Annotated in this window: 16 protein-coding genes; 11 read left to right on the forward strand and 5 right to left on the reverse strand. The window is 59.9% G+C overall.

The genetic code is table 11. The annotated features are described in order from the left end of the window. Positions 1-42: 42 nt before the first annotated feature. The 8 genes from BLW66_RS11070 (at position 43) to BLW66_RS11105 (ending at position 9704) form a co-directional block, all read left to right on the forward strand. Positions 43-345 (forward strand): ArsR/SmtB family transcription factor, encoded by a 303-nt coding sequence (locus BLW66_RS11070; protein ID WP_089947221.1) that lies wholly within the window; start codon positions 43-45, stop codon positions 343-345. Positions 346-473: 128 nt separating this feature from the next. After that, positions 474-1829 carry a xanthine dehydrogenase small subunit gene (locus BLW66_RS11075; protein WP_089947222.1) on the forward strand — a complete coding sequence of 452 codons (1356 nt, stop codon included), beginning with the start codon at positions 474-476 and terminating at the stop codon, positions 1827-1829. Further along, positions 1826-4093: a xanthine dehydrogenase molybdopterin binding subunit gene (gene xdhB, locus BLW66_RS11080; protein ID WP_089947223.1), complete on the forward strand. Its 2268-nt coding sequence runs from the start codon at positions 1826-1828 to the stop codon at positions 4091-4093. Before BLW66_RS11075 ends, xdhB begins: the two co-directional genes overlap by 4 nt. Before the next feature lie 59 nt (positions 4094-4152). After that, on the forward strand, positions 4153-5019 hold the full coding sequence (gene xdhC / locus BLW66_RS11085; protein WP_342027823.1) for a xanthine dehydrogenase accessory protein XdhC: 867 nt from the start codon (positions 4153-4155) through the stop codon (positions 5017-5019). Next, complete coding sequence (locus tag BLW66_RS11090) at positions 5019-6566, forward strand: ABC transporter ATP-binding protein (protein ID WP_089947225.1); 1548 nt, start codon at positions 5019-5021, stop codon at positions 6564-6566. The genes xdhC and BLW66_RS11090 overlap by 1 nt, the downstream gene beginning before the upstream one ends. Next, a complete protein-coding gene (locus tag BLW66_RS11095) occupies positions 6563-7648 on the forward strand; it encodes an ABC transporter permease (protein ID WP_089947226.1) in 1086 nt (361 codons plus the stop codon). The genes BLW66_RS11090 and BLW66_RS11095 overlap by 4 nt, the downstream gene beginning before the upstream one ends. Beyond that, positions 7649-8593 carry an ABC transporter permease gene (locus BLW66_RS11100; RefSeq protein WP_089947227.1) on the forward strand — a complete coding sequence of 315 codons (945 nt, stop codon included), beginning with the start codon at positions 7649-7651 and terminating at the stop codon, positions 8591-8593. A 37-nt stretch (positions 8594-8630) separates the two neighbouring features. After that, on the forward strand, positions 8631-9704 hold the full coding sequence (locus tag BLW66_RS11105) for a BMP family ABC transporter substrate-binding protein (protein ID WP_089947228.1): 1074 nt from the start codon (positions 8631-8633) through the stop codon (positions 9702-9704). 70 nt (positions 9705-9774) lie between these two features. Here the strand turns inward: BLW66_RS11105 and BLW66_RS11110 are convergent, their stop codons facing one another. Then, the gene (locus tag BLW66_RS11110; RefSeq protein ID WP_089947229.1) at positions 9775-10050 is read right to left on the reverse strand and encodes a cytochrome C oxidase subunit IV family protein; all 276 of its coding nucleotides are present in this window, start codon (positions 10048-10050) and stop codon (positions 9775-9777) included. After that, the gene (locus BLW66_RS11115) at positions 10047-10604 is read right to left on the reverse strand and encodes a cytochrome c oxidase subunit 3 (RefSeq protein WP_089947230.1); all 558 of its coding nucleotides are present in this window, start codon (positions 10602-10604) and stop codon (positions 10047-10049) included. The genes BLW66_RS11110 and BLW66_RS11115 overlap by 4 nt, the downstream gene beginning before the upstream one ends. 105 nt (positions 10605-10709) lie before the next feature. On the opposite strand from BLW66_RS11115, the gene BLW66_RS11120 reads away from it, so the two are divergent. Then, positions 10710-11687: an aldo/keto reductase gene (locus BLW66_RS11120; RefSeq protein ID WP_425283332.1), complete on the forward strand. Its 978-nt coding sequence runs from the start codon at positions 10710-10712 to the stop codon at positions 11685-11687. Next, positions 11684-12757: an NAD(P)/FAD-dependent oxidoreductase gene (locus tag BLW66_RS11125; RefSeq protein WP_089947231.1), complete on the forward strand. Its 1074-nt coding sequence runs from the start codon at positions 11684-11686 to the stop codon at positions 12755-12757. Before BLW66_RS11120 ends, BLW66_RS11125 begins: the two co-directional genes overlap by 4 nt. Positions 12758-12788: 31 nt before the next feature. On the opposite strand, the gene BLW66_RS11130 is transcribed toward BLW66_RS11125, so the two are convergent. Both BLW66_RS11130 and BLW66_RS17930 read right to left on the reverse strand, forming a co-directional pair. Continuing rightward, a complete protein-coding gene (locus BLW66_RS11130; protein ID WP_089947232.1) occupies positions 12789-15275 on the reverse strand; it encodes a GcvT family protein in 2487 nt (828 codons plus the stop codon). Between the two features lie 25 nt (positions 15276-15300). Next, positions 15301-15438 carry a hypothetical protein gene (locus BLW66_RS17930; protein ID WP_170833461.1) on the reverse strand — a complete coding sequence of 46 codons (138 nt, stop codon included), beginning with the start codon at positions 15436-15438 and terminating at the stop codon, positions 15301-15303. 14 nt (positions 15439-15452) lie between these two features. Here BLW66_RS17930 and BLW66_RS11135 point away from each other — a divergent pair, with 14 nt between their 5' ends. Next, positions 15453-16244, forward strand: coding sequence for a lytic murein transglycosylase (locus BLW66_RS11135; RefSeq protein WP_089947233.1), 792 nt, complete (start codon positions 15453-15455; stop codon positions 16242-16244). A 61-nt stretch (positions 16245-16305) separates the two neighbouring features. On the opposite strand, the gene BLW66_RS11140 is transcribed toward BLW66_RS11135, so the two are convergent. Then, the gene (locus tag BLW66_RS11140; RefSeq protein WP_089947234.1) at positions 16306-16815 is read right to left on the reverse strand and encodes a pyridoxamine 5'-phosphate oxidase family protein; all 510 of its coding nucleotides are present in this window, start codon (positions 16813-16815) and stop codon (positions 16306-16308) included. Between the last annotated feature and the right edge of the window lie 2 nt (positions 16816-16817).

The raw sequence follows: 16817 nt of genomic DNA on the forward strand, positions 1-16817 counted from the left end.
CTCTGTTGTTGCAGGTTGCGTGCCGTCAGGTTAGTTAGGATCATGGCTAACCATTCACTCGATACGCTCTTCGCCGCCCTTGGCGACCCGACACGCCGCGCCATCATAGAGCGGCTGGCCCACGGCCCCGCAGCGGTCAAGGAACTGGCCGCCCCACACGACATGGCGCTGCCGTCATTCTTGCAGCATATAAAAGTCATGGAGGCTGGCGGCATCATCGCGACCCGCAAGGAAGGCCGTCAACGCATGTGCCGGATGGAACCCAACGCGCTTATCCCGTTGCAAGGTTGGTTGGAATGGCAACGACTGGCTTGGGAAGCCCAAATTCATCAACAGAAAGACTGAAACGCTTGCCAAAAGGCGTTTCCTGCGCTTTCCTGCGTAGCAACAAAATCCCACGCGCCTTCTACGTCGCATCGAAGGCATGCAGTTTTGGGATAACATGACACGTAACGCGGCAGGATAATTTCCATATGCTAACGTTTCTTCTGAACGGAGAGACCGTGGAGGCCGAGGTCGGCCCGACCGAGGCCTTGCTCGACTTTCTGCGCGAACGGCGCGCCCTGACAGGGACAAAAGAAGGCTGCAACGAAGGCGACTGCGGCGCGTGCTCTGTGATCGTCACCGACGAGCATGGCGTATCCAAGGCGATGAACGCCTGCATCTTGTTTATGCCCCAACTCGCAGGCCGTGCGGTGCGCACGGTGGAGGGCGTGTCCGGACCGCACGGTGAGTTGCATCCCGTGCAACGCGCGATGGTGGATCACCACGGCTCTCAGTGCGGGTTCTGCACGCCCGGCTTCATCACCACGATGGCAGCGGCGCATAAGAACGGCGCGACCAATCACGAAGACCAGCTGGCCGGAAACCTGTGCCGCTGCACAGGCTACGCCCCCATCATCCGCGCCGCCCAAGAGGCTGAGGCGCAGCCAGTGCCCGACTGGATGGACGACCGCGCGGTGGGCTCTGCCCCGCCCTACCCTATGCCGGAAAGCTCCGACGCGCTGGCGGCGTGGTACAAGGACAACCCTGACGGCACCCTGATTGGCGGGGCCACCGATGTTGGCCTCTGGGTGACAAAGCAGCTGCGTGAGTTGAACAACATAGCTTTCACCGGACGTTGCGCCGACTTGCAACGCATTGAGACCACGGAAGACGGGCTGCGGATTGGAGCGGCCTGCACGATCTCGCAGCTTCTGGAAGCCGTGGCACCGCTATACCCGTCTTTCGCCGAAATGCTCCGGCGGTACGGATCAACCCAAGTGCGCAACGCAGCCACCATTGGTGGCAACATCGCCAATGGCTCCCCCATCGGGGACGGCCCGCCTGCGTTGATCGCCCTTGGCGCGACGCTTCATTTACGATGCGGCGATACACGCCGCGACATGCCGCTTGAGGATTTCTTCATCGAGTACGGCAAGCAAGACCGCCAAGCCGGCGAGTTCGTGGAGTTTGTGACAATCCCGAAGCAGCGCGACACCGTGAAATGCTACAAACTATCGAAACGCTTTGACCAAGACATCTCTGCCGTGTGCGGATGCTTCAACATCGTCGTCGCAGGTGGCTCAGTCGCGAAGGCCCGCATCGCGTTCGGCGGCATGGCCGGCACGCCAAAACGGGCAACACATGTGGAGAACGCCCTGATCGGCAAAGCATGGTCAGAGGACAACATGGAAGCGGCGCTCGACGGGTTCGACAAGGACTACACCCCGATGAGTGACATGCGCGCATCGGCCGAGTACCGCATGCAAACCGCCAAAAACATGCTCCGCCGCGCCTACGTTGAAAGTCTCGGGATCCCCACCTCCGTGCTGGAGGTGCACCCATGAGCGTCGGCAAAAACACCGCCCATGACGCGGGCCCGCTGCATGTAACAGGCGCGGCGCGCTATACCGATGACATCCCGACGCCACGCGGCACGTTGCATCTGGCCTTCGGCCTCAGCACCGTGGCCAAGGCCGACATTTTAGGAATGAATCTCGATGACGTCCGCAGCGCGCAGGGCGTTGTCGACGTCCTTAGTGCCGCAGACCTGCCGCACGACAACGACGTCAGCCCGTCAAACCATGATGAACCGTTGCTCGCGGATGGCACCGTCCACTACTTGGGCCAGCCGCTGTTCATCGTTGTCGCAACCTCCCACTTAGCAGCGCGCAAAGCTGCGCAACTGGCCAAAGTGGACTACGCGGAGCAGACGCCAATCCTAACGATCGACGACGCAATGGCCGCGAATTCCCGTTTCGAGGACGGCCCACGCATCTACACCAAGGGTGACGCGGATACATATCTCGCGAAAGCCGCACACCGCGTACAAGGCAGTTTCGAGATCGGCGGCCAAGAGCATTTCTATCTGGAAGGTCATGCCGCGCTTGCCGTACCGCAGGAAGGCGGCGACATGGTCATCCATGCGTCATCGCAACACCCGACCGAGATCCAGCACAAAGTAGCAGAGGCCCTTGGCCGCCCGATGAACGCCGTGCGCGTCGAAGTCCGGCGCATGGGCGGCGGGTTCGGTGGCAAGGAAAGCCAAGGCAACGCGCTGTGCGTCGCCTGCGCGGTGGTTGCAGACAAACACGGCCACGCGGTGAAAATGCGCTATGACCGTGACGACGACATGATTATCACAGGGAAGCGTCATGAGTTTCGTGTGGATTACGACGTGGGCTTTGACGAGCATGGCCGCATCGCTGCGGTGGACTTCACGCACTATGTGCGTTGCGGCTGGGCGCAGGATTTATCCCTACCGGTTGCCGACCGCGCGATGCTTCACGCGGACAACGCTTACAATCTGGAACACGCCCGCATCACCTCCCACCGACTGAAAACCAACACTCAAAGCAACACGGCTTTCCGTGGGTTTGGCGGCCCGCAAGGGGTGATCGGGATCGAGCGGGTGATCGACCACATCGCTGACGTCTTGGGCATGGACGCCTTGGATGTCCGGCGCGAGAACTTCTATGCCTCCGCCGATAGCGACACCACACAAACCACGCCCTACGGGATGGAGGTCACCGATAGCATCATCCAAGAGCTGGTCGATGAACTGGTGCTCTCATCCGAATACCACACCCGCCGCCAAGCCGTGGCGGAGTGGAACGAGAAAAACCCCGTCCTGAAGCGCGGCATCGCGCTGACGCCGGTGAAGTTCGGTATTTCCTTCACGCTGACCCACCTGAATCAGGCGGGCGCGTTGGTGCATGTCTACCAAGACGGCTCCATTCACCTGAACCACGGCGGCACCGAAATGGGTCAGGGACTGTTCACCAAGGTGGCCCAAGTCGCGGCGCAATCCTTCGGGGTGCCCCTCGACATGGTCAAGATCACCGCCACCGACACCGGCAAGGTGCCCAACACATCGGCCACCGCCGCGTCGTCGGGCTCCGATCTGAACGGCATGGCAGTGCTGAACGCCTGCGAAACCATCAAAGCACGCATCGCGGCGCATCTGTCTGACGGCGAGGTTAAGTTCGACGGGGGTATGGTCCTATTCGACGGCCAGAAACTCAGCTTTTCTGAGGCCGCCGCGAAAGCCTACGAGAACCGGATTTCACTGTCCGCGACGGGTTTCTACGCCACGCCCGACGTCCAGTGGGACCGGATCAAGGGCCATGGCCGCCCGTTCTTCTACTTCGCCTACGGCGCCGCTGTGACAGAGGTGGTGATCGACACCCTAACGGGCGAGAACCGTATTCTGCGCACCGATATCCTGCATGACTGCGGACGATCCCTGAACCCTGCGCTCGACATTGGCCAGATCGAGGGGGGCTATGTTCAAGGCGCGGGTTGGCTCACCACTGAGGAACTGGTCTGGGACACTAAGGGCAATCTGAAAACACACGCCCCCTCGACCTACAAAATCCCGACCGCATCGGACCGCCCCGAGGTCTTCAACGTCGTGCTTTGGGATGGCGAGAACCGCGCCGATACTGTTTTCAAGTCCAAGGCCGTGGGCGAGCCGCCGTTCATGCACGGCATTTCCGCATGGCTGGCGCTCTCTAACGCGATTGCAGCTTGCGGCGACGCCTATCCAGACCTTGATGCGCCTGCGACGCCAGAGCGTATTTTGATGGCCTGCCAGAAGCAGCGCGCGTGAGTTTCGACGCCCATGCATTGCGTCACGCGCTCGAACAACACGGTCGTGTCGCTAGGATCGTGATAGCAGCAGACCACGGTTCCTGCCCGCGCGAAACGGGAACCGCCATGCTGGTTTGGTCTGGCGGACAATCGGGGACAATTGGCGGCGGTGCGCTGGAGTTGGAGGCCGTGAGGCGCGCCCGCGTCGCGCAGTCCGCATCAGTCACCCGCGTACCGCTTGGCCCAGCTTTGGGGCAATGCTGTGGGGGGGCTGTCACCTTGGTAACAGAGGTGTTTGATACGGTGCCGCAACTTGAAACCGGCTTCGCACGCCGCGTTCAGGGCGACAGCCCGCAGCCCTTGGCAATCACGCGTGCTATGGCAAATGCGCGCAACGGCTCTGGCGAGCAGTTGATTTTCGAGAGCGGTTGGATCTTCGAACCCGTAGAACCCGCACGGGTCCCACTATGGGTTTGGGGGGCCGGTCATGTCGGGCGTGCCATTGTAAATACCGTGGCCCCTACGCAAGCCTTCGATATAACCTGGATCGACAGCGCGTCGGATCGCTTTCCAATGGACCGACCTGCCATCCCGCATGTGACGGAGCTTGTCGCGACCAGTATTCCCGACGCCGCCCATCTGGCCCCGAAGAATGCACGGCACCTCATCCTTACCTACTCCCACGTCTATGATTTCGAACTGTGCCATCGCCTGCTCAGCCATGGGTTTGGAGCTGCGGGGCTTATTGGTTCCGCCACTAAATGGGCGCGATTTAGGTCGCGACTTCAGGACCTTGGCCATAGCAGCGCACAAATTTCACGCATACGCTGCCCAATCGGTCAACCGTCGCTTGGCAAACACCCGCAAGCCATTGCGGTGGGCGTGACAACTGAGCTACTTGTGTCGTTGCAAACGAAGACCTTGGGGAAGGATGTCGCGGTTTGATGGATGAACGGTTGAGCATAGCAGGTGAAGACCTGCTGACGATCGAGGGTCTGACCAAGGCCTACCCCGGTGTTGTTGCGAACGACCACGTCTCCCTCTCTATCCGCCCCGGAGAAGTGCACGCGCTGCTGGGCGAAAACGGCGCCGGAAAATCCACGTTGGTCAAAATGATCTACGGGCTGGTCAAGCCCGACGCTGGCACAATGACATTTAAGGGCGCGCCATTTGCCCCCGCCGAACCCCGCGCCGCGCGTGCAACGGGGGTGGCAATGGTGTTCCAACACTTCTCCCTTTTTGAGGCATTGGATGTTGCGGAGAACATCGCCCTTGGTATGGAAAACCCGCCAAAGATGCGTGACCTGTCGGCCCGCATCCGCGAGGTCTCCGAGACCTACGGCCTGCCGTTGGACCCTGATCAACTGGTTGGTGACTTGTCCGCAGGGGAGCGCCAACGGGTAGAGATCATTCGCTGCCTGCTGCAAAACCCCAAGCTCTTGATTATGGACGAGCCTACCTCGGTTCTGACCCCGCAAGAGGTCGCGATCCTGTTCCAGACCTTGGAAAAGCTGCGCGGCGAGGGTTGCTCGATCCTTTATATCTCGCACAAACTGGAAGAAATTCGCGCGCTTTGTGACTACGCCACAGTCCTGCGCTTGGGCAAGAAAGTTGCCACCTGCAACCCGCGTCAAGAAACCGCCCGCGCCATGGCCGAAATGATGGTCGGCGGGGAGTTGCATGTCCCGCAGAAAACACCGCGCCAGCCACAAGACGTCGCATTAGAGATCACCGCCCTAGATGTTGCGGCACGTGCGGCGTTCGGCACATCCCTGAAGGGCATCAACCTGTCGGTACAAAAAGGCGAAATTCTTGGCATCGGTGGTGTCGCAGGTAACGGCCAAGACGAGCTGTGCTCCGTGATCTCGGGCGAAATTCTGTCACCGGACGCGAAGGTTAAACTGGCGGGTGCGCCCATAGGTCAACTTGGCCCCAACGCGCGCCGTGCGTTGGGCGTGCTGGCCGCCCCAGAGGAGCGGTTGGGCCACGCCGCCGCGCCGGACATGTCTCTCACAGAAAACGCCCTGCTGTCGGGTGCCGTGCGAGAGGGCTTGCAAAGCCACGGCATGATCGACTGGGGCAAAACCCGCGAATTCGCGAAGCAGATCATCCAGAAGTTCGACGTCAGGACCCCCTCTCCCAATACCGCAGCGCGGGCACTGTCCGGAGGCAACCTGCAAAAATTCGTCATTGGTCGCGAGATCATTCAGAACCCGACTGTCTTCGTCGTCAACCAACCGACATGGGGCGTTGATGCCTCTGCCGCAGCGGCGATCCGACAGGCACTGTTGGACCTTGCGGCCGCAGGTGCGGCGATCGTCGTGATCAGTCAGGACTTGGACGAGCTCATGGAAATATCCGACCGCTTCGCGGCGCTGAACGAAGGCCGCCTTAGCGCACCAGTCGAAGCGGCAGGACTGACAGTGGATCAAATCGGACTGATGCTGGGCGGGGCCCATGATCTGGAACCCGCGAAGGTGGCACAGCTATGATTACCCTAGAAAAACGCCCGCAACCGTCCAAGCTGTGGACAGCAATCACCCCCGTTCTGGCGGTTATCGCCACGATGATCGCGGGCGGACTTATGTTTGCGCTGCTCGGAAAAGACCCGTTCATCGCCATTCGCACAATTTTCTGGGACCCGCTGTTCAACGAGCAATTCGCGGCATTCTCGCGACCGCAACTTTTGGTCAAAGCCGCACCGCTGATCCTTATCGCGACCGGTTTGGCCATGGGGTTTCGTGCTGGCGTCTGGAACATTGGGGCCGAGGGGCAATACATCATGGGCGCCATTTCTGGCGCGGCTGTGGGCTTGGCCTTCCACCCGACGGAAAGCGTTTTCATCTTTCCATTGATGGTCGCCGCTGGCGCATTGGGCGGCTTCCTTTGGGCGATGATCCCCGGCATCCTTAAGGTGAGGTTTCACACCAACGAAATTCTGGTTTCCCTGCTGCTGGTCTATGTGGCGGAGTTCATTCTGGCCTCGATGGCCTTGGGCGCGTTGCGCAATCCAGAGGGCAATGGCTTCCCGGGGTCACGCAATTTTAAGGAGTACCCTTCCGCCTTCAACGCGGAGCTATTGCCGAACACTGGCCTTCACTGGGGCGTTGTCGCGGCTATCGTCGCCGTAATTTTCGCATATATCTTGTTCTCGAAACACATGATGGGCTTTCACATCCGCCTCGCGGGGCAAGCCCCCAAAGCCGCGCGCTTCGGCGGGGTGGAGCCTGCACGGTTGATCTTGTTCTGCCTTGGCACATCCGGCGCACTTGCTGGCCTTGCGGGGCTGTTCGAGGTCTCCGGTCCGGCAGGTCAAATCAGCATCGACTTCAACGTGGGTTACGGCTTCACCGCGATCATCGTGGCCTTCCTAGGCCGCCTGAACCCGATTGGCATATTGCTGGCCGGTTTGCTGATGGCGCTGACCTATATCGGCGGCGAGTTGGCAAGCTTCATGCTGGGGGTGCCGTCTGCGGCCATTCAGGCGTTCCAAGGGATGCTGCTGTTCTTCTTGTTGGCGGTCGATGTGCTGACCAACTACCGCATTCGATTTGGCAAAAGGGAGGTTGTGTAAATGGACCTTTCAGCAATCTCCCCCACCCTGTTGGTCGCGTCCCTTATGGTCGCCGCAACGCCGATCTTGCTGGCCGCACTTGGCGAGTTGATCGTTGAGAAGTCCGGCGTTCTCAACCTCGGGGTTGAGGGCATGATGATCACCGGTGCCATTTGCGGTTTTGCAATTGCTGTGGAAAGCGGCTCCCCCGTGTTGGGCTTTGCCGCAGCCGCAGTGGGCGGCGCGGTGCTTTCCCTCATATTCGGGCTACTCACGCAGATCCTGTTGTCCAATCAGGTGGCCACCGGCCTCGCGCTGACGCTGTTCGGTTTGGGGCTGTCGTCGATGTTGGGGCAAGGCTATGTCGGGCTGCGCCCGCCAAGCGTTGAGAAACTTAACTTCGGCCCCTTGGGCGACATTCCTTTCATCGGCCCTGTGCTCTTCAATCACGACTGGATGGTCTATGTGACCTTGCTCTTATGCGTGGGTTCTTGGGTGGTACTTAAGTTTACCCGCGTCGGGCTAATCCTGCGCGCGGTGGGTGAAAATCACGATGCTGCCCACGCGCTTGGCTATAAGGTAGTCAAAGTCCGATTGCTGGCGATCATGTTCGGCGGGGCCTGTGCGGGGCTTGGCGGAGCGTATCTTAGCCTGATCCGCGTGCCGCAATGGACCGAAGGCATGACCGCCGGTGCAGGCTGGATCGCGCTGGCGATCGTGGTGTTTGCCTCGTGGCGCCCCTTGCGTGTTCTGCTGGGTGCCTATCTTTTTGGCGGCGTGACCGTTTTACAGTTGAATTTGCAAGCCGCAGGCTTGGCAATACCTGTGGAATACTTGTCCATGTCTCCGTATCTGATAACCATCGCCGTGCTGGTCATTATGTCTGCCCCGCGCAAGGGTGGAAAAAGCCGCGCTTCACTTGCCGCGCCTGCCTGTCTGGGCCGCGCATTCCACGCCTCCAACTGAGGCCAACATAAGTTCTAAACCTGGGGAGAAACCACACATGAAACGCAGAACCATCCTTGCAGGGGCCGTAGCCGCCCTTGCCATGACCAGCGGCGCATTTGCCGAAGACAAAACCAAAGTAGGCTTCGTCTACATCGGGCCAGTCGGCGACGGCGGCTGGACATACGAGCACGACCAAGGCCGTTTGGCTGTTGAAAAAGAGTTCGGCGACAAGGTCGAAACCATCTACCAAGAGAACGTGCCTGAAAGTGCCGACGCAGAGCGCGTTATCACGCAAATGGCCTTGTCCGGCGCGGACCTGATCTTCACGACGTCTTTCGGCTACATGGACCCGACGCTGGCCGTTGCGGCCAAGTTCCCGAACGTGAAGTTCGAGCACGCCACCGGCTTCAAACGCGCTGACAACGTGTCGACATACTCCGCACGCTTCTATGAGGGCCGTGCAGTGCAAGGTCACATCGCGGGCAAGATGACCAAGACCAACAAGGTCGGCTACATCGGGTCCTTCCCGATCCCTGAGGTTATCCGCGGCATCAACTCGGCCTACATCCACGCCAAGAAGGCAAACCCAGACGTGGAGTTCAGCGTAGTTTGGGCCTACACATGGTTTGATCCAGCAAAAGAAGCCGACGCGGCGACCGCGCTGATTGAGCAAGGCGCGGACGTAATCTTGCAGCACACCGACTCCACCGCACCGCAGGCAGCGGCTCAAAAGGCTGGTAACGTGATCACCTTTGGCCAAGCATCCGACATGTCGGAATATGCGCCAATGCCACGCGTTTCCTCGATCATCGACAATTGGGGCCCCTACTACATCGCCCGCACCAAGGCCGTTATGGATGGCACTTGGGAAAGCACCGACACTTGGGACGGCATCGCGCCGGGCATGGTTGGCATCGGTGAAATCTCCGACGCGGTTCCAGCGGACGTGAAGGCTGAAGCCTTGGCGCTGAAAGACAGCATCGCAGACGGCTCCTACATGCCGTTCACCGGCCCCTTGAAAAAGCAGGACGGCTCCGACTGGCTGGCTGACGGCGAAACAGCTGATGACGGCACTTTGGCTGGCATGAACTTCTACGTTGAAGGCATCAAAGGTGACATCCCGAACTAAGGGGCGCCATCAAATGACGACGAAGGCCCGCGCATCATCGCGGGCCTTTTTTGTGCTTACCGCATGCGGCCTAAAGCGTCGGAAACAGGTACAGCCCAAGCAGCAACAAGCCAAACAGGGTTAACGACAGGTTAAATCCGCGCCGCCACGCAGGCGCGTCAGCCAGCCCAAGATACCGCGATAAAATTAGACGCGACTTCAATAGGGCCAGCACGAGCACGACAATACCTGTGATCCGCGTGTCAGCCCCGCCACCCACCAACGTAGAGGCTGCAGCGGTCAGTCCGCTGAACACAAGTAGCGCAAGCCAAGCGCGGGTGAGAGCGTCCATTTTCAACATGCTCATGCTAGTAAGTAAATTACGGGAAACAGCAGAACCCAGACTAGATCGACCATGTGCCAGAAGGCGGCCCCCATCTCGACGTCCTCCGGCGTGTCCCGCCAAGCCACCAGCAACAGCACCAAAACACCCGCCACAACATGCGCCGCGTGAAACCCGGTTAACAGAAAGTACAACATGAAGAACGGGTGGGTGTCGTAGCTGATCCCCTGCGCGGCCTTATCGGCAAACTCGGCGGACTTGATGGCAATAAAGACCGCGCCCAACGCCGCCGCTACAACGAGCGCCAACCGCGCCGCAGTGCGCCTAGCGTTCAGACGGAGATGCAGCCCCTTCGCGGCCAAGTATCCGCTTGTGATCAAAATCACCGTGTTCACCGCCGCGCTCGTGCGATCCAAATGCGATTGCGCCTCGGCGAAGCCGATTGGATCACTGATGCGCAGCGACAAAAACACGACAAGCCCCGCGCCAAAAATCAGCAGTTCGCTGATGATCAGAACCCACATCATCAAATCGCCCGGAAGCTCCTCTAGCAGGCTAGGTGGTGCGTGGTCAGTCATCTCTTGTCCTTTTAAACCGCCCGCCAAAAGCGCTGCGATGTCTTTGGCCCTGACTATGGCAGCTTCGCACTGGCGGAGGGTTGTTCTAGGACAATGACGCGCGGAATGATCTTTATTGCCGGCATGATCTCTGCCAGTCTCATGGGCATGACACATTTGATCACGGCCAACGGGGCCCCCGCATCCAAGCTTTGCTTCGGCACCATGCAGTTCGGTGGCAAGGCTGATATCGTCGCCAGCCAGTCCATGTATGAGGATTGCCGAACCGCAGGCATCAACTTCTTCGACACGGCCTACGTTTACACCGGCGGTCAGTCGGAAACGATGCTTGGTCGCTTTGTACAGTCCGAGCGCGACGACGTCATCGTCGCCACCAAGGCCGCATACGACAAGCCCGCGACCAAATCCAACGTGCTGCAATCCTTCGAGGAAAGCCGCGAGCGGATGAAGATCGACACGGTTGATCTGATGTATCTGCACAGGTTTGACCCGGACACTCCTCTGTCTGAAAGCCTCGAAGCGCTGGCGGAGCTGCGCGAAGACGGGTTGATCCGGTATATCGGCATTTCCAACTTCGCCGCATGGCAAGTGATGAAAGCGGCGCAAGCGGCACGAGGTTTGGGCGCGACGATTGATGTGCTGCAACCGATGTACAACCTCGTAAAGCGGCAGGCAGAGGTGGAGATCCTTCCCGCCTGTGCAGACCAAGGTATCGCGGTTGTGCCGTATTCACCATTGGGCGGCGGGTTGTTGACTGGCAAATATGCCCGCGAGGACGCCAGCGGTCGCTTGGCCGAAGATGCGCGCTACAACGCGCGGTACGATGTTGCGTGGATGCATGAAGCCGCCGCCGCCCTGCCAGCAATCGCGGCGCAAAACGGGACCGACGCCGCCACATTGGCGGTGGCTTGGGTCGCCAAAAATCCGCACATCGCTGCCCCGATCATCTCCGCACGCTCCAGCGAACAGTTGGCCCCTTCATTAGCCGCCTTGGACTTCGAAATGGGTGACGCTTTGTATGACCAACTGACCGCGTTAAGCCAAGCCCCGTCCCCCGCCACAGACCGCCTCGAAGAGGTATGAGCGATTTTCTTGTGATCGGCGGCGGCATCGCTGGCGCATCCGCTGCGGCGCGGCTGTCAGAGCTGGGTAGCGTCACTTTGCTGGAGCGCGAAGACGCCCTTGCCTACCACGCCTCCGGCAGGTCCGCCGCCATGTTCGAGGAAACTTATGGAAGTCCCTCCACCGTCGCGCTGAACCGTGCGAGTAAGGATTGGCACCTGAACGTGAACGGCTCGCGGGACATGCCGCGCGGTATGATGTTGTTGGGGCGCGCTGGAAATGAACAAGCTTTCACCGACGACATGAAGTCTATGCATCTGCGTCGTCTCACGCTCGAAGAAGCCCAAGACTTGTTCCCCGTGTTGGACCCAGAAACCGTTCTTCAAGTCGCATACCACGAAGCCGCGTGGGACATCGACACCGACGCGGCAATCCAACGCTTCATCCGCCAGCTTCGCGGCAATGGTGGCACAGTGGTAACGCGGGCCGACGTCACAAAAATCACGAAAACAAGTGATGGCTGGCAGGTGACTGCGGACGAGACATATACGGCGCGCCAGATCATAAATGCGGCGGGGGCTTGGGCGGAGCAGATTGCGACGCTCGCGGGCGTCGCGCCGTTGGGGCTGCACCCCCTGCGCCGATCCATGGCGCGTGTCTCCGCACCGGACGGCTATAACGTTGCGCGGTGGCCGATGTTGTTCGGCCCCGGGGAGGAATGGTACGCCAAACCCGACGCGGGGGCGTTGCTGATCTCCCCCGCGGACGAAACGCCTGTTGCCCCAATGGATGCGTGGGCCGAGGACATGACATTGGCGGAAGGCATTGCCCGCTATGACGCCCATGTGACGCAGCCGGTTCAGCGCATGATTGCGAACTGGGCGGGGTTGCGCACCTTCACCCCAGACCGGTGCCTGGCCATTGGCGCGTCAGACACGGCAGGGTTCTGGTGGTGTGCGGGGCAAGGTGGCTACGGGTTTCAAACCGCGCCTGCCGCCAGCCAGCTATTGGTCGACCTGATAAGCGGCGACCAGTCCGAACTGGACGCCGAAACAGTTGCAGCCCTATCGCCCACGCGGTTTCAAAGCTAGCAGGGAGGGGCGTCGCCGCCCCCAACCCGACTTAACCATCGACAAGGATGGTCGCGTTCTTGGGGTCATACGGGCTGTCTTCAACGACCGTTGCGTCCCACAGCTTGCGTTGCATGCGGACCTGCACCTTGGTGCCCACCGCCGCCAAATCCGGCGTAACATACCCTATGCCGATGCTTTTCCCAAACGCGACGGAGTAGCCGCCCGACGTCAAACGCCCCACTTTGGTATCACCGGAATACAACGCCTCGCGCCCCCACGGATCCGCGTCGTCGGGCCCGTCGATCATCAGCGTTACACATTTGGACCGGATGCCCTTGGCCTCCATGGCCGCCTTACCGTGGAAGTCTTTTGACAAGTCCACGAAGCGCGGCAGGTCGGCCTCTAACGGGGTCGCGTCGCGGCCCAATTCCGTGCCGAAGGCACGGTAGGACTTCTCCATTCTGAGCCAGTTTTGCGCCCGTGCGCCCACCAGTTTCATGCCATGCGGCTCACCTGCTTTTTCCAGAAGGTCGAAGAGGTAATTCTGCATCTCAATTGGGTGGTGTAACTCCCACCCCAGCTCCCCCGTGTAGGCGACGCGGATAGCATTGACGGGACACATGCCTAACTCGATCTGCTTTGCACTCAGCCACGGGAAACGCTTGTTGCTAAGCGCAGTTTCAGGGTCGCGGTCCTTGATCACCGCATTCAGCACATCGCGTGATTTTGGACCGGCAATCGCGAACACGCCCCATTGCGTCGTGACATCCTGACATTCGATCCGCCCGAACTGAGCTTCCTTGTCCTCAATGGCCTTGCGCAGGTAATCCGCGTCATAGGCCGTCCACGCACCAGCGGATACGAGGTAGAATTCGTCATCTGACAGCCGCACGATGGTGTATTCCGTGCGCGTGGTGCCTGCGTCAGTGAGGGCGTAGGTCAGGTTGATGCGCCCCACTTTTGGCAGCTTGTTCGTGGTGAACCAATCCAAGAATGCCTCTGCGCCCGGCCCTTTGACCACGTGCTTGGTGAAGGCCGTGGCGTCCACAAGGCCCACGCCCTCTCGGATGGCTTTGGCTTCCTCGACGGCATATTGCCACCAGCCGCCACGGCGGAAAGAGCGGCTGTCATGGTCGTTGAATCCCGTCGGCGCATAATAGTTCGGGCGCTCCCAGCCATTGACCCAACCAAACTGGGCACCGCGCGCAGCTTGGCGATCGTAGGCGGGGGATGTTCGCAGCGGCCGCGCGGCGGGGCGTTCCTCGTCGGGGTGGTGAAGGATGTAGACGTGTTCGTAGCACTCTTCGTTCTTGCGCGCGGCGAACTCTGTGGTCATCCACGAGCCGTAGCGTTTGGGGTCAAGCGACGCCATATCGATCTCTGCTTCGCCCTCGACCATCATCTGGGCAAGGTAGTAGCCGGTGCCACCCGCTGCCGTGATCCCGAAGGAGAACCCCTCCGCCAGCCACATATTGCGCAGCCCGGGCGCGGGGCCGACAAGTGGGTTCCCGTCGGGGGTGTAACAGATGGGGCCGTTGAAATCATCCTTGAGGCCGCATTCCTCACACGACGGAATGCGGTGGATCATCTCCATATATTGCTGCTCTATCCGCTCCAGATCCAGCTGGAACAGATCGGCGCGGAAGCTGTCAGGCACGCCATACTCGAACCGCGTGGGTGCGTTCTTCTCGTAGACGCCCAATATCCAACCGCCGCGCTCCTCACGTACGTAGCTCTGCGCATCCGCATCCCGAATAACGGGATGCTCGGGGTTGGTTTTGCGCCAGTCTACCAGCGCAGGGTCCTGCTCCATCACGATGAACTGATGCTCTACAGGGATCGCTGGGATCTTGATCTTCAAAAGCTCCGCCGTGCGTTGCGCGTGGTTGCCGGTTGCGGTGACAACATGTTCCGCCGTGATCACGGCCTGCTCCTCGGAGGCCACGAGGTTGCCGCCCTTTTCCACCATTTTGGTGACGGTCACGCGCCATTCCGACCCTGTCCATTCGTAGCCGTCAACTTGCCACTTCCGTTCCACCGTCACACCATGTTGGCGCGCTCCCTTCGCCATCGCCATGGTGACGTCGGCGGGGTTAATGTAGCCGTCGGTGTTGTGGTAAATGGCGCCCTTCAAGTCATCCGTGCGGATCAGGGGCCAGCGGTCTTTTATTTGGGCGGGTGTCATCCATTCATGCGGTACGCCGACCGTTTCAGCAGTCGACGAATAGAGCGCATATTCGTCCATTCTTTCTTGGGTACGGGCCATGCGCAGATTACCGCAAACTGAAAATCCGGCGTTTAGGCCGGTTTCCGCCTCTAGCTGCTTGTAGAACTTGATGGAGTAGTCGTGGATGTGGGTCGTCGCGAAGGACATGTTGAAATAGGGCAGCAAGCCCGCCGCATGCCAAGTGGAGCCAGACGTCAGCTCGTCGCGTTCCAGCAGCATTGTATCCCAGCCCGCCTTGCCCAAATGGTAGGCGATGGAGGTCCCAACGGCACCGCCGCCGACGACCAATGCTTTGACATGCGTTTTCATTTTAACCGACTCCCATTGGGCTTACTTAGCTTCTGTCTAGCAAGGCATTCGCCAATTCCAGATCACCATTCGACCCAAAATCCACCATTTCCGACAACACAAGCACAGCCAGTTGCGCCAAGATTGCCGCGCGGATATTCTGCTCGGAATTGTTCTCCCTCAATTGGATTAGATCCCATGCTACGTTCCGTCGTTTTTCTAGCTGCCCTCACCCTCGCCTCGCCCTCCGTCGCCGCACAATGCGGGAACAGTGCTGGCGGGTTCAACGCGTGGAAAGCAGCCTTCGCAAGTGAGGCGGCGTCGGCAGGCGTTGGCCAGCGCGGACTCGCTGCCTTGGCTGGCACAAGCTATGCGAAGCGCACGATTGCTGCGGACCGCAATCAGAAGAGCTTCAAGTATTCCTTGGATAAGTTCATGAAAGTGCGCGGCGCGGACACCATCATCGCCCAAGGCCGCAAACGCAAAGCCAAGAGCGCGGGCTTCTACAGCTCTCTAGAGCAAAAGTACGGTGTTCCCGCTGGAGTCATTATCGCCATCCACGGGATGGAAACCGGCTTCGGCCGATTTATGGGCGACAGCAACGTCGTCTCTTCTATCGCGACTTTGGCCTACGACTGCCGCCGCTCCGACTTCTTCACCGGCCACACGTTAGCAGCCCTCAAGCTGGTCGACCGCGGTATCATCTCCCCGAACTCCGTGGGCGCGAAACACGGCGAAGTCGGTCACACGCAATTTCTGCCAGGTAATGTGCTGAAATACGGCCAAGACGGAAACGGCGACGGTCGCATTGACCTGAACAACCTATCGGACGCACTGGCGTCCACGGCGAATTTCTTGAAAGGAAAGGGCTGGAAGCGCGGCGCTGGATACCAAGAGGGCCAAGCCAACTTCGCGGTGATCAAGCAATGGAACGCGGCTGGGGTGTACCAAAAGGCAATTGCCATCATGGGCGGCAAGATCGACGGGTAACCCCGCGAAATCTACCCCTGGATGTAGAAGAGCCCCGCTAGACCAGCGGGGCTCTTTTCGTTTATGCGGCAGCGGCGAAGTTAATCACCTTGTGTGTGCCAGCGTCCGCAGTTCCATCGCCCATATTGGCGCGCAGAACCTCGAAGCCGAACATCAGCGGGTTGCCCGGAGAGGACCAAATGGCAGCTTCACGCAAAGGCATGTGCAGCAGGCAAATCTTTTTGTCCTCGCGACCATCTTCAAAGAAGGCGGCCGCTACAGCGGTCCAGATTTCGTCCAGCTTCGCCTCATCTTGGCTTTGATGGATTGGGCCTGACAAGCACGCGTAGTAATCTTGCGACGTGCTTTGGACGCAGAAGTGCGCCGTGCTGCCCTGCCCCACCGCACGCACCAAGTCGGTGTCGGTCGATGTGATGAACCACAATTCGCCCGTGTCACGGTCGAAGTAGTGGGTCATCGGCTGCATGTGCTGGCCAGAGCCTTCGACCCCAAGCATGCCCGCACGGATATCATCAAGCTGGTCGAACAGTTGGCCACGGGCATCGGTTTCAGTACGGTCAGTGTCAGCCATGA

It is taken from the genome of Litoreibacter albidus (assembly GCF_900107015.1).
Taxonomy (GTDB): Bacteria; Pseudomonadota; Alphaproteobacteria; order Rhodobacterales; family Rhodobacteraceae; genus Litoreibacter; species Litoreibacter albidus.

Excerpts from the sequence above, each read along its gene's own strand:
- BLW66_RS11135 (WP_089947233.1), top strand. The coding sequence starts at position 15,453 with ATGCTACGTTCCGTCGTTTTTCTAGCTGCCCTCACCCTCGCCTCGCCC.
- BLW66_RS11110 (WP_089947229.1), bottom strand. The coding sequence starts at position 10,050 with ATGAGCATGTTGAAAATGGACGCTCTCACCCGCGCTTGGCTTGCGCTA.
- BLW66_RS11075 (WP_089947222.1), top strand. The coding sequence starts at position 474 with ATGCTAACGTTTCTTCTGAACGGAGAGACCGTGGAGGCCGAGGTCGGC.
- BLW66_RS11105 (WP_089947228.1), top strand. The coding sequence starts at position 8,631 with ATGAAACGCAGAACCATCCTTGCAGGGGCCGTAGCCGCCCTTGCCATG.
- BLW66_RS11090 (WP_089947225.1), top strand. The coding sequence starts at position 5,019 with ATGGATGAACGGTTGAGCATAGCAGGTGAAGACCTGCTGACGATCGAG.
- BLW66_RS11115 (WP_089947230.1), bottom strand. The coding sequence starts at position 10,604 with ATGACTGACCACGCACCACCTAGCCTGCTAGAGGAGCTTCCGGGCGAT.
- BLW66_RS11095 (WP_089947226.1), top strand. The coding sequence starts at position 6,563 with ATGATTACCCTAGAAAAACGCCCGCAACCGTCCAAGCTGTGGACAGCA.
- BLW66_RS11130 (WP_089947232.1), bottom strand. The coding sequence starts at position 15,275 with ATGAAAACGCATGTCAAAGCATTGGTCGTCGGCGGCGGTGCCGTTGGG.
- BLW66_RS11120 (WP_425283332.1), top strand. The coding sequence starts at position 10,710 with ATGATCTTTATTGCCGGCATGATCTCTGCCAGTCTCATGGGCATGACA.
- BLW66_RS11125 (WP_089947231.1), top strand. The coding sequence starts at position 11,684 with ATGAGCGATTTTCTTGTGATCGGCGGCGGCATCGCTGGCGCATCCGCT.
- BLW66_RS11140 (WP_089947234.1), bottom strand. The coding sequence starts at position 16,815 with ATGGCTGACACTGACCGTACTGAAACCGATGCCCGTGGCCAACTGTTC.
- xdhB (WP_089947223.1), top strand. The coding sequence starts at position 1,826 with ATGAGCGTCGGCAAAAACACCGCCCATGACGCGGGCCCGCTGCATGTA.
- BLW66_RS11070 (WP_089947221.1), top strand. The coding sequence starts at position 43 with ATGGCTAACCATTCACTCGATACGCTCTTCGCCGCCCTTGGCGACCCG.
- BLW66_RS11100 (WP_089947227.1), top strand. The coding sequence starts at position 7,649 with ATGGACCTTTCAGCAATCTCCCCCACCCTGTTGGTCGCGTCCCTTATG.